The organism is Pedobacter ginsengiterrae, from assembly GCF_039537385.1.
In the GTDB taxonomy this organism is placed as follows: domain Bacteria; phylum Bacteroidota; class Bacteroidia; order Sphingobacteriales; family Sphingobacteriaceae; genus Pedobacter; species Pedobacter ginsengiterrae.
The window spans coordinates 132,359-146,413 of the sequence record NZ_BAABAK010000018.1; the positions used below are offsets into that span (position 1 = coordinate 132,359).

Annotated in this window: 15 protein-coding genes and 1 tRNA gene; 11 read left to right on the forward strand and 5 right to left on the reverse strand. The window is 34.3% G+C overall.

What is annotated here, in order from left to right:
- Nucleotides 1–11: 11 nt before the first annotated feature.
- Nucleotides 12–686 carry a PepSY-associated TM helix domain-containing protein gene (locus tag ABD692_RS17440; RefSeq protein ID WP_344769020.1) on the reverse strand — a complete coding sequence of 225 codons (675 nt, stop codon included), beginning with the start codon at nt 684–686 and terminating at the stop codon, nt 12–14.
- Complete coding sequence (locus ABD692_RS17445; RefSeq protein ID WP_344769022.1) at nt 667–2,178, reverse strand: DUF2271 domain-containing protein; 1,512 nt, start codon at nt 2,176–2,178, stop codon at nt 667–669. Before ABD692_RS17445 ends, ABD692_RS17440 begins: the two co-directional genes overlap by 20 nt.
- Before the next feature lie 520 nt (nt 2,179–2,698).
- Between ABD692_RS17445 and ABD692_RS17450 the strand changes: the two genes are divergently transcribed.
- From ABD692_RS17450 to ABD692_RS17475, 6 genes are all read left to right on the forward strand, one after another.
- Nucleotides 2,699–3,844, forward strand: coding sequence for a methionine aminotransferase (locus ABD692_RS17450; protein WP_344769024.1), 1,146 nt, complete (start codon nt 2,699–2,701; stop codon nt 3,842–3,844).
- A 21-nt stretch (nt 3,845–3,865) separates the two neighbouring features.
- Nucleotides 3,866–4,669, forward strand: a complete 804-nt coding sequence (locus ABD692_RS17455) for a nitrilase family protein (protein WP_316760440.1) — start codon at nt 3,866–3,868, stop codon at nt 4,667–4,669.
- 53 nt (nt 4,670–4,722) lie between these two features.
- Nucleotides 4,723–5,757, forward strand: coding sequence for a glycosylasparaginase (locus ABD692_RS17460; protein WP_316760442.1), 1,035 nt, complete (start codon nt 4,723–4,725; stop codon nt 5,755–5,757).
- A 47-nt stretch (nt 5,758–5,804) separates the two neighbouring features.
- Entirely contained in the window at nt 5,805–6,680 is an 876-nt protein-coding gene (locus ABD692_RS17465) for a YegJ family protein (protein ID WP_344769027.1), read from the forward strand.
- Between the two features lie 2 nt (nt 6,681–6,682).
- On the forward strand, nt 6,683–7,426 hold the full coding sequence (locus tag ABD692_RS17470; protein ID WP_344769028.1) for a copper homeostasis protein CutC: 744 nt from the start codon (nt 6,683–6,685) through the stop codon (nt 7,424–7,426).
- 147 nt (nt 7,427–7,573) lie between these two features.
- Entirely contained in the window at nt 7,574–8,098 is a 525-nt protein-coding gene (locus ABD692_RS17475) for a hypothetical protein (RefSeq protein WP_344769030.1), read from the forward strand.
- A 37-nt stretch (nt 8,099–8,135) separates the two neighbouring features.
- Here ABD692_RS17475 and ABD692_RS17480 read toward each other — a convergent pair whose 3' ends face one another.
- From ABD692_RS17480 to ABD692_RS17490, 3 genes are all read right to left on the reverse strand, one after another.
- On the reverse strand, nt 8,136–8,534 hold the full coding sequence (locus tag ABD692_RS17480) for a DUF983 domain-containing protein (RefSeq protein WP_344769031.1): 399 nt from the start codon (nt 8,532–8,534) through the stop codon (nt 8,136–8,138).
- A 112-nt stretch (nt 8,535–8,646) separates the two neighbouring features.
- Nucleotides 8,647–9,228 carry a Crp/Fnr family transcriptional regulator gene (locus ABD692_RS17485; RefSeq protein WP_316760457.1) on the reverse strand — a complete coding sequence of 194 codons (582 nt, stop codon included), beginning with the start codon at nt 9,226–9,228 and terminating at the stop codon, nt 8,647–8,649.
- A gap of 19 nt (nt 9,229–9,247) precedes the next feature.
- Nucleotides 9,248–10,234 (reverse strand): D-alanine--D-alanine ligase, encoded by a 987-nt coding sequence (locus tag ABD692_RS17490; protein ID WP_344769034.1) that lies wholly within the window; start codon nt 10,232–10,234, stop codon nt 9,248–9,250.
- Nucleotides 10,235–10,403: 169 nt separating this feature from the next.
- Here ABD692_RS17490 and ABD692_RS17495 point away from each other — a divergent pair, with 169 nt between their 5' ends.
- From ABD692_RS17495 to ABD692_RS17515, 5 genes are all read left to right on the forward strand, one after another.
- Entirely contained in the window at nt 10,404–11,174 is a 771-nt protein-coding gene (locus ABD692_RS17495) for a PASTA domain-containing protein (RefSeq protein WP_316760462.1), read from the forward strand.
- An 18-nt stretch (nt 11,175–11,192) separates the two neighbouring features.
- Nucleotides 11,193–12,248, forward strand: coding sequence for an endolytic transglycosylase MltG (mltG, locus tag ABD692_RS17500; protein WP_344769036.1), 1,056 nt, complete (start codon nt 11,193–11,195; stop codon nt 12,246–12,248).
- Entirely contained in the window at nt 12,248–12,658 is a 411-nt protein-coding gene (locus ABD692_RS17505; RefSeq protein WP_344769038.1) for an acyl-CoA thioesterase, read from the forward strand. Before mltG ends, ABD692_RS17505 begins: the two co-directional genes overlap by 1 nt.
- Nucleotides 12,659–12,665: 7 nt before the next feature.
- The gene (locus ABD692_RS17510; RefSeq protein ID WP_316760471.1) at nt 12,666–13,655 is read left to right on the forward strand and encodes a YihY/virulence factor BrkB family protein; all 990 of its coding nucleotides are present in this window, start codon (nt 12,666–12,668) and stop codon (nt 13,653–13,655) included.
- Nucleotides 13,656–13,750: 95 nt separating this feature from the next.
- A tRNA-Ser gene (locus ABD692_RS17515) sits at nt 13,751–13,835 on the forward strand.
- The last annotated feature ends 220 nt before the right edge of the window (nt 13,836–14,055 follow it).

The following is a 14,055-nucleotide window of genomic DNA, read 5'->3' on the forward strand; positions in this document are numbered from 1 at the left end:
CAAACAGAAATTTAAGGAACAAACAACTTCCAGATTAAATAGCAAGCTAAAGTTCCAACAGCAGCGATAATAAAGCCACTTAATCTTTTCTTTTTTATAAAACAGATTAAGATTATGCCTGATATTGAAACCAACGTCATCAGCACCGCTGAAATATCAATGATCCACGACCAGGCTTTACCAGAATCGCGACCCTTATGTAAATCGTTAATTACTGCAACTGCACCAAAACGCGTTACTGTTAATTCATATTTGCCAGTTTCCCGATCAATAAAAGAATCGGCCAAATAACCTGGACCATTAAAGGTTAAGCTTAGTTCGCTATCATCTATTCTAAAATCGCTTAAAGCACCTTTAACTTCATGTTTACTTCTTAAAAACTCAACAATTTGCAATTTATTAATTTTGTTTGTATCAAGTTGGTTAACCCATTTGATGTTTACATTTCCCAAATCTTTAGTCACTACTTCTTTACCTGAAGTAAACCAATCGGCGTGATTTAACGTTAGTCCAGAAACGGCAAAGAATAAAAGTATGGTAAAACTTACCATCGATAAATAGATATGTAACCAGCGGGATAAGCCTGCAAAACGCTTTTTACCCTTACCGTTTCCAGCTGGTTTTTTAACTGGTTTTTTACCTAAACCTGCTGGTGCAGAAACGATATTATTTTTTTCTGTAGTCAAGAGATGCTGATGTAAGTTCTGTATTTGGGGTTAATTCGAATTTTTGAGCGGTACCAGTAAATTTCATTTGCTTAGATATTATTTGATAAGTTCCATGTTCGCGGGCAACTTCGATATAAACCGTATAACTACCAGCCTTTACTAAATTTCCAGCGTCATCTTTGCCATCCCAAGATAAGCTGTATTTACCAGGCCCACGCGTTGCAGAACTTGTAGAACTTAATACACTATTTTCTTTTTTAAATTCTTCACCATTTGTACGATTCCAAGATTTTAAATCGGGTAACCAACGTGGTTTATTATACCAAATAGCCAAATTACGAACTGGCTTTTTAGCCGCATCTTCTACCCATACAGCCACAAAAGGGCGGCGTGTACGGCGACCATCCGCCGATTCTATATTTGCCAATTCTAAATTAACAAGCAATTCGAACTTGGTGTTCCAAAGTTTATCCGCTTTGCTGCTAGTTAAAGCAACTTTAGGTTTTTCTGTTTTAACCTCGTATTTGGTCCAGTCTTTACTTCTAATCTCTTCACCATTTTTGGTAACCAGTAAATACGCAACATCATTTCTGGCAGCTACCAATTTTTCAATTTCATTAACCGATAAAACGTTAAAAGAAGTAGCCAAAGCACCTGCTTCGCTTGCATTTGCGGCAATTACAGTAGCGCTAATTATTTCAGAAACAGGGTTTCCTGTTCGTGGATCTACAATGTGCGAATACCATTTGCCATTTACATTGTAACCTCTACGGTAGTTTCCACTGGTGGCTACAGCCATGTTCGATACTTGTATGGTCGTTAAAGCGGCGTCATTTTCAGCATCGGCTTTCGGATTTGCAACTTGAATTCGTTCAGTATTGCTACCTTTTACAACCATATCGCCACCAATATTTACCACTACATTTTCAATACCAGCAGAAGTAAATGCTTTTTCTGCTGCTTTATTAATAATGTAGCTTTTAGCAAAAGAATTTAAAGCTAATGGTGCGTCATCCAATCGGGTTACAGTTTTATTTTCAAAGTTTAAAGTATAATGTTTTTGCTTTACAGTAGCCACCGCATGCTGCAATTCAGTAACAGATGGCAAAATATTTTCTATTGCCGCTTTTTTCCAAACTTTCGAAATTACTTCTGCTGAAGCATCTACAGCGCCATTTGTAATGCCTTTGTAGTTTTCAAACTGTTGCAAAACTTCAAATAAATCGTTCGAAATCTTTGTGGTTTGCTTACCGCTCTGCATCCATTTGCTAAATTCACTAGTCTTTTTGTATGCGCTTAAAATATTATCCAATCTATCAATTTCATTCAAAGCAATGTTTTCTGCAACATCTGCATCTGTTTGGTTTGCAGCCTTAAATTTCAATTCTAAAGATGTTCCTAAAACATTTTCAAAATTAGATACAAAAGTTTTAGTGGCTTTTTTTGGGTTAACAAACGCTGAAAATGTGATAGCCAGCAAGAAAATGGCTACAATGTGCTTAAATTTCATATTTGAACATATTTTATTTAAAGGCAAAGAAAAATTTTATTTGGATTAATTAAGAATAGTGAACAAATTATATTAAAAATAATACATGTAATATGATTTGAAAATTTATGCCTCAATTTAATCGGAAACTACACTCCCGCTTTTTGTTTCAACAAAAGCAGAAAAAGCTTTTGGTTTCCACTACAATCGGGTTTATAAACTTTGGATTGTGATTCTTTTGAAAGGTTTAATTGCTGATTGTAGAAGTTTTTATAGCAAACTATTTTTTGTAACCACAGATAGGTTTACAAATTTAGTTTTTTAAACCCGACAAAAACGGAAATACTTTTTGTTGCACATCTTCTATAATCCCAACTAACAATAGCAAAAAGATTGAAGTGTATGGCGGGACAACAGGAACCTATTGGCTACTGTAATTGCTTTTCAAAAAACATTACGATTATATAATAAGGTAGAAATGTAGGTTTAACCTTTTAGTGCGCTAATCTTTCAAGCTTTTTTTACTATTTTCGCTTATAACATGTTAAATATACAATCGAAACTTCCTGGCGTAAGTACAACCATTTTCTCGGTTATGTCTAAGCTTGCTACAGAATATAATGCAATTAATTTATCTCAGGGTTTCCCTGATTATCCTTGCGACCCGAAGCTTGTAGAGTTGGTTAATAAAGCCATGAAAGATGGATTTAACCAATATGCACCAATGCCAGGTTCGCCATTATTGCAGCAAAATATTGCCGAAAAGGTAGAAAAACTTTACAATGTAAAATATAATCCGAGTACAGAAATTACAGTTACTGCTGGTGGTACCCAAGCCATTTTTACAGCCTTAGCTACAATTATTAATAGCGGCGATGAAGTTATAATTTTTGAACCTGCTTACGATAGTTACGCACCAACAATTAGGCTTTTAGGTGGTTTAGTAAAAACATACGAACTTGCTCCGCCGAATTATTCGATTGATTGGGATATGGTTAAAAAGCTATTTACGGCCAATACCAGAATGATTATTTTAAACTCTCCGCAAAATCCAACTGGCAGTATTTTATCAGAAAATGATATGAATGCGCTTATTAAATTAATAAATGGAACCGATATTTTGATTCTGAGTGATGAAGTTTATGAGCATTTAATTTATGATGAACAAAAGCATCAAAGTGTTATGCTTTACCAAGAATTAAGGGAAAGAAGTTTTATTGTAGCATCGTTTGGTAAGCTTTTGCATGCTACTGGATGGAAATTAGGTTATTGCCTTGCACCCGAGAAGTTAACGAAAGAATTTAGGAAAGTACACCAATTTAATGTTTTTAGCGTTAATAGTGCAATGCAACAAGCCATTGCCGAGTACATTAAAGAACCAGCAAATTATACAGAAATCGGAACTTTCTTTCAAGAAAAGCGTGATTACTTTAGGGGGCTTTTAGCTGAGAGCCGATTTAAACTGCTACCTTGTAACGGCTCGTACTTTCAATGTGCAAGCTACAGCGATATCAGCGACGAAAAAGATACAGATTTTAGCATGAGGCTAATCAAAGAGTTTGGAGTTGCCACGATCCCTGTTTCGGCATTTTACCAAAAAGCAACAGACCATAAAATTATTCGTTTCTGCTTTGCTAAAGAAAAATCAACCCTGGCTTTGGCTGCAGAAAAATTAAAAAATGTTTAATCATCCCGCAAAACTAAACATATGGAAGCACCTGTTTACACTCAAATAGAAAACCTGAAAGTAACCATTTTTCAGGCTTATCTTTTTTGGGAAAACATAGAAAAAAATCTTGTAAACCTAGCCTTGCGCCTATCGATGGGTGTTAGGGAAAAAACAGACTTAATCATTTTACCAGAAATGTTTAATAGTGGTTTTAGCATGAACTCTGAAACGCTCGCCGAGGAAATGGGCGGACCAACTATGCAATGGATGCAAAAAATAGCGCACCAATATAATTGCGTAGTTACAGGCAGTTTGATTATTAAAGAAAACGGGCACTATTTTAACCGTTTAATTTGGATGAATCAGAATGGTGAACATGAGCACTATGATAAACGTCATTTGTTTGGTATGGGAGATGAAGATAAACACTTCAGCCCAGGTAAAGACAAACTAATTGTTGAACTTAAAGGTTGGAAAATAAGATTGGCGGTTTGTTATGATTTACGTTTTCCAGTTTGGTTGCGTAATGTTAACGAAGAATACGATATTTTACTTTTGGTAGCAAGCTGGCCCGATAAACGTTCTGCCCATTGGAAGGCCTTGATACCTGCCCGAGCAATAGAAAATCAAAGTTATGTTATTGGCGTAAATCGTGTCGGTCATGATGGAAATCAAGTTTATCATGGTGGCCATTCTATGGTAATCGATCCATATGGTAACACAGTTTACTACAAACCAGAAGATGAGGATATGTACACGGTTACCATTAACTACGAAGAATTAGTTAAAATTAGGCGCCAATTCCCTTTCTTAAAAGATGCCGATACTTTTAATATTAGTTAAAAGCAAAATTTAATTCCAAACCCTTACACAAACAAATAATTACTTATTACAAAATGTTTAACCGCCGTAAATTTATAAAAGCCTCTGCCCTTTCTGCGGGTTTATTAGCCATAGATAAGACAAGCATGGCTGATGCAATTCCTGAAAAACCTACTAAAGCTAAAAATTTTCCAATCGTAATTTCTACCTGGGATTTTGGTATTGCCGCAAATGCTGATGCATGGAAAGTGTTATCGAAAGGTGGAAGAGCTTTAGATGCCGTTGAACAAGGTGTTTGGGTGCCAGAAGCTGATGAAAAAAATCAATCTGTTGGTTATGGCGGTTTACCAGATCGAGACGGAAAAGTTACTTTAGATGCTTGCATTATGGATGAAAATGGCGATTGTGGTGCAGTTTTAGCATTAGAACACATTAAACATCCCATATCTGTTGCCCGAAAAGTAATGGAAAAAACGCCACACGTTATGCTAGCTGGAGATGGTGCATTACAATTTGCCTTAGAACAAGGATTTAAAAAAGAAAATTTACTTACCCCTGAAAGTGAAAAGGCTTGGAAAGAATGGCTGAAAACAGCTAAATATGAGCCTGTAATGAATATTGAGAATAAACTTTACGATAAAGCTGCTCCTCAAAAACTTCCAGGAAATCAGTACAATCACGATACTATTGGGATGCTAGCAATTGATGTTAAAGGAAATATATCGGGGGCTTGTACCACAAGCGGAATGGCTTATAAACTTCACGGAAGAATTGGCGATAGTCCTATTATTGGAGCTGGTTTATATATAGATAATGAAATTGGTGGTGCAACATCTACAGGCGTTGGCGAAGAGGTTGTACGTAATGTTGGTTCGTTTTTAGTAGTAGAACTTATGCGACAAGGTTATTCGCCAGAAGCGGCTTGTAAAGAAGCAGTTATGCGCATAATAAAGAAAAAACCAGAAACTGCGAAAAATATTCAGGTCGGTTTTCTAGCCATAAATAAAAAAGGCGAATATGGTGCTTATGCCATTCAGCAAGGGTTTAGCTATGCAGTTTGCAACGCTGAAAAACAAGACTTACTAATCAACGGAAAAAGTTATTACTAAATTATAAAATCATCCCAAATCAAATTATTAACCTTAAAAATTAAAAAATGGGATTATTATCTAAAATCTTTGGCAAAGAAAATGTCGAAGAGCGCAATGGTGAACCTGACATGGTTTACGTTCCGAATGAAGATGAACGTATGAACTGGGCAATTGAAAAAGCTAAATTAACCCTTTGGTATTTCGAACAAAGCCTTATTAGTCCTCAACCTCACCAGGTTTATTTCTCAATTAAAGTACACATAATTGATGGTGAAAATGGCGAGCATATTTGGTTAACCGAGCCTCATTTTGATGATGAAGGAAATCTTTTCGGAACAGTTGGAAACGAACCTGTAAATGTTAATACCGTAAAACTGAATCAGAAAATAGGCATAGATAGAAATTTAATTTCTGACTGGATGACCATTGAAAATGGAAAATTAATCGGTGGATATACGATTAGGGCTATTAGAGATGGTGTTCACGACAAAGAGAAAGCTGCATTCGATAATAGTATTGGTTTGTTTATTGACGAAGGGATTGACCATTTCAAAACCAATTTTGATACACCAGAAGGTGCAATACTTTCTCTCGAAAAAGCTTACAATGAAAAGAATTTAGATGCTGCAATTGCTTGTAAAGATTTTTATGAAGAAGCGAAAATGATGATTTCCGGCTTCAACACCAAATTAGATGAAGAAACAATACGAAGCACAGCCGAAGTTTTAGAGCTCTCGTTTATTAAAAATATTGAAGAATATGGCTTTCCGAATTTTGAAGAATTACAGAATGCTTTCGAGAGAGAAAAAATTGACGACAATCATTATATCATTACCGAAATCTGTTGGTTTCTAGATGGAGGAAAATCAATTCAAAAGCTTAATACTTTTAAATCAGCTACTGGATGGAAAGTTTTAGGGCCAATAAACGATAAAGAATAATAATGAACGGAATTTTAGAGGTTTGTGCAAATGGCTATGAATCGGCTTTAGCTGCACAAAATGGTGGAGCAAAACGAGTTGAATTTTGCGATAACCTGGCCGAAGGTGGAACGACACCAAGTTACGGTCAGATCGCATTTGCAAAGAAAAATTTAACGATAGAAATTTGGCCAATAATTCGCCCACGTGGTGGCGATTTTTTGTATTCTGATATAGAGTTCGAGTTAATGAAAGAAGATATAAAAATCTTTAAATCATTAAATTGCGATGGAATAGTTACAGGAATACTTAAAGCTGATGGTTCTATAAATAAAGAAAGAACTGCCGAACTAATTGAGCTTGCCAAGCCTATGAAAGTTGCATTTCATAGAGCTTTTGACATGAGCAATGATATGGAAGAAGCTTTAGAAGATTTAATTGATTTAGGAGTTGTTCGTATCCTTACTTCCGGCGGAGCTTCTTCTGCAATTGGTGGTGCTCAAAACTTAGCCAAGCTTGTAAAACAAGCAAACGAAAGAATCTCTATTATGCCTGGTGCGGGCATAAATCAAAATAACATTCAAGAACTAATAACTAAAACAGGTGCTACAAATTTCCATGCATCAGCCAAAATATTTATTCAAAGCAAAATGGCTTATCGCAATGCCGAAACAAAAATGGGCAGTATTGAAGATGAATATCAATATGAATTAACTTCAGAAGAAAAAGTTAAGGCATTGGTTGATGTTATTAATCAAATAAAATGATGAATCGTTTTATCTAATAATTATCTCCAAGTAATAAAAAAGGGAAATGCTAAGCATTTCCCTTTTTTATTATTAATTAATTTATTTAAATATTTAATTTTCAGATATTTAGTATATTTAATTAACCTTTCATATAAAACAAACAAAATGAAAAATTTATCTTTCTTATTATTTGCGGCAATATTTATTACCTCTTGCCAAACTAAAGAAACGAAATCAACTGCCTCTGTAAATACCGATACCACCAAGTATCCTTACACAATTAAAAAGATGCAAAGTTGGGAAATGAATTCAGATGTTAAAAACGCTCAGACCGCAATGGCACTAATCAAAACCTTTGAAAATTTAGACACGGCAGGTATGGGAAGAATTCTGGCAGATAGTGTTTCGTTTGATTTAGATGGTTATAAATTTAAAGGAACAAAGCCCGAATTTCTTAATCAGATACAAAGCGAATTTTCTAAAATGAGTGGTTTTAAAATCGAAATGCAAGATATGGAATCAGTGATAAATAAAGATAAAAGTGAAGAATGGGTAAGTCTTTGGTATAGCCAGGTTTCTACCACAAAAGATGGCAAAAGTGATACAGTTAGCTTGTACAACGATATAAAACTAAAAGATGGAAAAGTTTTTCGACTTTCAGAATATATACAACACCCTATGAAAAAATAAACTAATATATCCCTCCAAAGGGGACATATTTATAAAACTATTTTTTATCTCCACTTCCAGGAACATAACCCAAACCTGGTGTTAACCAATGTAATAAGATTACTCTCGAGTAACGGTAATTAATTGGAGATAGTAGAAAAACGCCAAATAAAATTAAACCAACATAATACCAAAGATTTTCGTAAACAAGCGCTAATCCTAAAATATACGAAGCCACTCCTATTGTAATAATTTCGGCAACATTCATTGCATAACTAACAAACATGGCTACATAGAAAAAGCCTGGTTCGCGTTCAAATTTCAAATTGCAGTATGGACAGTTTATATTAGTTTTTTGAAGTCTAAAAGCATAAGCACTACCCGTAAAAATATCACCTTTACGGCAACGTGGGCACTTGCATTGTAATACCGCCTGAAATTTTGTAAGCTCTGCCATGATTTTAATTGTTTAATAGCGCAAAGATAAGATAAGCAAATTCGTTAAAACATGACCTATGTCATATTTTAAAAACGATAAGAACTCAAGCTTTATCTTAATTAGAAAAATCTTAGCGTTTAATAATCTTCCCACTTTTTAAAACGAATAAATCTTTGCTGGCTAGTTGCTTTACAACACGTATTACAGTTTCCACTCTTAAGCCAGTCATATCAGCGAGATCTTGTCTGGTAACTTTAAGGCTTTCGCCAGTAGAAATATCAGCAAATAAAAAGCTAATTATTGTTTCCAATCTGTGTTCGGCCTTTTCGTTAGCAAGCTCTTCCAGCATCATCGATTTATAGAAAAGTCTTTTACTCAAAACCTTAATTAAATCCATACTAAATTCAGAATCATCTTTCAAGAGGTTGAAAAAATCCACCCTGTTAACTAGGATAATTTCAGAATTCTTACTAGCAATTGTGTAAGCCAAGTATGGTTTATTAATTAACAAGGCTGGTTCCCCAAAATATTGTCCCGTTTTAAAAACGCCTTGTATAAATTCCTTACCATCGTTGTTAACGGTAACCATTCTTATCTCGCCGCTTTTAATAAAATAAACAAATCTTGGTTGCATATCTGGCTCGTAGATTATCGTATCCTTTGGAAATTCTTTAACTGAATAACCTTTCTCTAAAAGCTGTTGAATATACATTAGCAATGTTATAAAAAAACTAACCTAAGGTTTCTTTCATTAATCCTGAATAAAATTCTTTTAATGAAATACCCATTGCAGCAACTTGTTGCGGAATAAAACTTGTAGCAGTTTGGCCAGGAATGGTATTTATTTCTATGAAATAAAACTTATTAGTTTCATGTTCAAGGAAATAATCTACACGCACAACACCTCTACAATTCAGTTTTTTATATACATCTTTTATAATTTGATGAACTCTTTGATACTCTTCATCACTCATACTACCTGGAGTAATTTCCTGCGTAGAACCTGGAGTGTATTTAGCTTCAAAATCGAAAAACTCGTTAGAAGGTATAACTTCGGTAGTAGGTAAAACGGTTATTGCTCCATTTGCGCTATAAACCCCAATCGAGAACTCCCGTCCGCTTACAAATTCTTCAATTAAAACTTGTGTATCTTCTTTAAAAGCCTTTTCAACTGCAGCGTCTAAATCATTTGCGTGTTTAACTTTGCTCATGCCAATACTGCTTCCACCGCTATTTGGTTTAACAAAATAAGGAAGTTTTAAATCTTGTTTGATTTGTGCTAAACTGTAATTTCCATCCTTAAATATTTGAACAGATTTGGCTACAAATAGATTATCAATATCACTTACAATTGCTTTCGTATAACCCTTATTCATTGTAATTGATGAAGTTAAAGCATCGCAGGTAGTATATGGAATGCTCAACATATCGAAATAACCCTGTAACTTACCATCTTCACCTGGCGAGCCATGAATGGCAATAAAAACTCCATCAAATTTTATTTTTCGTCCTTCTAATGTTAACGAAAAGTCGTTTTTATCTATATCAATTTTAACAGAATCGGCAGGTTCATAAAACCATCCCTTATCGTTTAGCATTATTTTGTAAACCTCGTATAAATTGGAATCAATATTTTGAGCAATTGTTGCTGCGCTTTTAACCGAAATTACCCATTCACCTGTGGTTCCGCCTGTTAACAATGCAATAGTTTTTTTCATGTCGATATAAATAGAAATTGAATATAAATATATCCTCAAAAATATAAATATCTTTGTGCAATATTTAATTTTGACGAACAGAATAACAAATGATTAACTTCAATCGTTCATTAAAACATTAATATAATTACATTTGAATTTACTGACTTAGCCCCATATTTTAAGATTCATGTCTAAATTTATAGATTATTTAAAAACCAAATCATTTAGAAATACCATTATAGCTGCAGCTATTACGGTATTTATACTCCTTCTAATAGCATTTTTTAGCTTAAGATTTTATACCAAACATGGGCAAGGGTTAAATGTACCGATGGTGAAAGGACTATCTTTTAGCGATGCTGTTGTGAAATTAGAAGAAGCTGGCTTAAAATATGAAGTTGATTCTGTTTTCATTTTAGATCAGCCTGCAGGTATTGTAATTGATCAGGATCCCGATCCAAATACTTTTGTAAAGGATAATCGTACAATCTATTTAACTATAAACGCGGGCAAAACCCCTAACACGAAGTTTCCAGATATTGCATTTAAAACTTTAAGAGAAGCACAAGCAATTATTGAAAGCTCGAGATTAAAACTTGGTGATACTACTTACAAAGCCGATGTAAGTCGTGATGTGGTTTTAGAGGCTTCTTTTGGTGGTCAACCTATCCAGGCCGGACAGACACTGCCAGTTGGCTCGAGTATTAGCCTGGTTTTGGGAGATGGTAGAGGAAATCAGGAAGTAGATATACCGCAATTGGTTGGCCTAACAATTGATGAAGCAAAATTTAGTTTAAAAGGTTCGGCTCTAACTTTGGGTAACATAATTTACGAAGGCGCAATAACAGATAGTTCAAATGCGGTAATTACCAAGCAAGATCCAATGCCTGCCGATTCGTTAACAAAGGTAACGATAGGCACAAAAATTAACATTACATTATCCAACAAGCAACTTTAAAATACGCATATTACGACAATGACTGAAGTAGAAAAAAAGAAAATGAGTACAGGTAAAAAAGCTGCAATGATTATAGCAGTTCTTATTGTTCTGATTGGTGGATATTTTGCATTAAATCTTTACAAAGTTTACTTCGCTCCTAATGTTACCGAAAATCAGAAATATTTATATATCAAAACTGGATCTAATTACGATGATTTAATTACAAATTTAAAGACTAAAGATATTCTAAATAGTCCATCCTCTTTTGCTACGGCAGCTGGTAAAATGAATTTACCAACAAGCTTGAAACCTGGCCGTTATCGCCTTAAAAAAGGAATGACTAACCGTACTTTAGTGAATATGATTAAAGCTGGAAACCAGGAACCAGTAAAATTAAAGTTTCAAAATATTCGTAAAAAAGAAAACTTTGCGGCCTACTTAGCCAGCAATTTAGAAGCCGATTCTTTAGGTTTTATCAGTGTTTTAGATTCGACTTCGTTAATTAGTAAATACGGATTCAATCAAGATAATGTTTACGCAATGTTTATTCCGAATACTTATGAAATGTATTGGAATGTTTCGCCTAGTGAATTTATGGAGCGTATGCATAAAGAATATGATAAATTTTGGACTGCAGAACGTAAACAAAAAGCTGCTAGCTTAAACCTTACTCCTGCCCAAGTTTACACTTTAGCTTCAATTGTTGATGCAGAAGCTCTTTATGATAAAGAGATGCCAATAATTGCTGGACTGTATTTGAACAGATTAAATAAGGGAATTTTATTACAAGCCGATCCTACCGTAATTTTTGCCAATAATGATTTTACAGTTAAACGTGTTACTAATAAATTACTTCAGGTTCAATCACTTTACAACACGTATAAATATGCAGGATTACCACCCGGACCGATTATGATGCCGAGCATTAATGCAATTGATGCTGTTTTAAATCGCCAGCAAAATGATTTTATTTATATGTGTGCCAAAGAAGATTTTTCGGGATACCACAATTTTGCCGCTACTAAAGCAGAACATGAAATTAACGCGAAAAAATATCGTGAGGCTTTAAACAAGAGAAACATTTTTAAATAATGTTTATACACGAAACTAAGGTTAAGGTTCGCTACGCAGAAACGGATCAAATGGGCGTTGTCCATCATGCTAATTACGCATTATATTACGAACTTGCCAGAACAGAGTGTTTTGAAGCCTGCTCAGGAATAACATACGAATCGATGGAATCGGATGGAGTAATGTTGCCATTGCTGGAATTACAATCTAAGTTTTTAAAACCTGCACTTTATAATCAGGTTTTAACGGTGAAATCTATTGTTAAAGAATTACCTACTGTTCGTTTAAATGTAGAATACGAAATTTATAACGAAAAAGAAGAACTGATTAATATTGGAAAAACTACTTTGGTATTCGTAGATAAGCAAACACGCAGACCTTGCCATCCTCCAAAAAATTTTATGGATGGAGTTACTCAATATTTTATTTAACAATTAAATGGAATGGTTACACAGGCAATTATTAAATCTTAAACTCTATTCTAAATTTATCGAATGGAGCAAAACTTGTGTGTTACCAGGTTTTAGTCCATTACCACTTTATACAGTTGCAACTTTCTTTTTTAAAGAAATCGGTAAGGATTCGCTTGTTAATAAATCCTCTTCCTTGGCTTACAGCTTCATGTTAGCCATTTTCCCAGGCATTATCTTCCTTTTCACCTTAATTCCCTTCATACCAATTAAAGGCTTCCAGGATCAGTTATTAAGCTTAATGGAACTTGTACTACCCCACAATGCATTTGATGCATTCGAAACGACCTTAAAAGACATTATTAAAAAACAAAATGGCCGTTTACTATCCTTTGGTTTTATATCTGCTATTTTCTTTGCAACCAATGGTGTTAAAAATTTAATGAAAGCATTTAATAAGTCATCATTAATTATTGAAACAAGAAGCTGGTTAAAGCAACGTTTAATTGCTTTGATATTAACCTTGGTAATTTGCTTTTCAATAATAATCTGCATTAGTGCAATGGCTTTAGGCGAAATTTTATTAAACTATATTAAAACAGAGTTACACATTAAAGATAGCTTGGCTGTATATGCCATTCAATTAACCAGATGGGCTTTACTTGCTATCTTATACTTTATTACCATTTCTGTTCTATATCGTTATGGGCCTTCGCATGCAAAGAAATGGAAGCTCTTTAGTGCAGGTTCTTGGTTGGCCACAATTTTAGCTTTTTTAACCATGTGGGGATTTTCGTTTTATATCAACAACTTCGGTTCTTACAATAAAGTTTATGGCTCTATTGGTACTTTAATTGTTGTAATGATTTGGCTTTATTTAAACTCTTTAATTTTATTAATCGGTTTTGAGCTTAATGCGAGTGTTGATGTAAGTAAACGAAGTGTTAAAATTATTCGCCCTACATTCAATCTATTCAAAAAAACAGATCGGATTGAAGAAAATATCAGAAAAAAATAATTTTTTCTCCCTCTGTGTTAAGCAATTATCAACTTTATATAAAAAAAAGCACATTGGAGTTTGCAGATTTAAACTGGATTCGTACTTTTGCCGATGGAAAGCTGGCAGAGTGGTCGAATGCGGCAGTCTTGAAAACTGTTGACTGTCATAGGTCCGGGGGTTCGAATCCCTCGCTTTCCGCTTCACAGCGTAAAAAATCCTGCATCGAGAGATGGCAGGATTTTTTGGTTTATAAATAGCCGCATTTATTAATTACATCGTTTTTATGAGCAATTCGAACTGATTTTTGTTGAGGAAATATTCAACCTACCATTTAAATAGCTTAAACACTAGGGATCAAGCAAAAAAGTTGGGGAGTTGAGAAGTTTATTTAATTTTGTTCAACATTATTATTTTGGAC

Excerpts from the sequence above, each read along its gene's own strand:
- ABD692_RS17460 (WP_316760442.1), top strand. The coding sequence starts at position 4,723 with ATGTTTAACCGCCGTAAATTTATAAAAGCCTCTGCCCTTTCTGCGGGT.
- ABD692_RS17495 (WP_316760462.1), top strand. The coding sequence starts at position 10,404 with ATGTCTAAATTTATAGATTATTTAAAAACCAAATCATTTAGAAATACC.
- ABD692_RS17465 (WP_344769027.1), top strand. The coding sequence starts at position 5,805 with ATGGGATTATTATCTAAAATCTTTGGCAAAGAAAATGTCGAAGAGCGC.
- mltG (WP_344769036.1), top strand. The coding sequence starts at position 11,193 with ATGACTGAAGTAGAAAAAAAGAAAATGAGTACAGGTAAAAAAGCTGCA.
- ABD692_RS17455 (WP_316760440.1), top strand. The coding sequence starts at position 3,866 with ATGGAAGCACCTGTTTACACTCAAATAGAAAACCTGAAAGTAACCATT.
- ABD692_RS17450 (WP_344769024.1), top strand. The coding sequence starts at position 2,699 with ATGTTAAATATACAATCGAAACTTCCTGGCGTAAGTACAACCATTTTC.
- ABD692_RS17480 (WP_344769031.1), bottom strand. The coding sequence starts at position 8,534 with ATGGCAGAGCTTACAAAATTTCAGGCGGTATTACAATGCAAGTGCCCA.
- ABD692_RS17470 (WP_344769028.1), top strand. The coding sequence starts at position 6,683 with ATGAACGGAATTTTAGAGGTTTGTGCAAATGGCTATGAATCGGCTTTA.
- ABD692_RS17475 (WP_344769030.1), top strand. The coding sequence starts at position 7,574 with ATGAAAAATTTATCTTTCTTATTATTTGCGGCAATATTTATTACCTCT.
- ABD692_RS17510 (WP_316760471.1), top strand. The coding sequence starts at position 12,666 with ATGGAATGGTTACACAGGCAATTATTAAATCTTAAACTCTATTCTAAA.
- ABD692_RS17505 (WP_344769038.1), top strand. The coding sequence starts at position 12,248 with ATGTTTATACACGAAACTAAGGTTAAGGTTCGCTACGCAGAAACGGAT.
- ABD692_RS17490 (WP_344769034.1), bottom strand. The coding sequence starts at position 10,234 with ATGAAAAAAACTATTGCATTGTTAACAGGCGGAACCACAGGTGAATGG.
- ABD692_RS17445 (WP_344769022.1), bottom strand. The coding sequence starts at position 2,178 with ATGAAATTTAAGCACATTGTAGCCATTTTCTTGCTGGCTATCACATTT.
- ABD692_RS17485 (WP_316760457.1), bottom strand. The coding sequence starts at position 9,228 with ATGTATATTCAACAGCTTTTAGAGAAAGGTTATTCAGTTAAAGAATTT.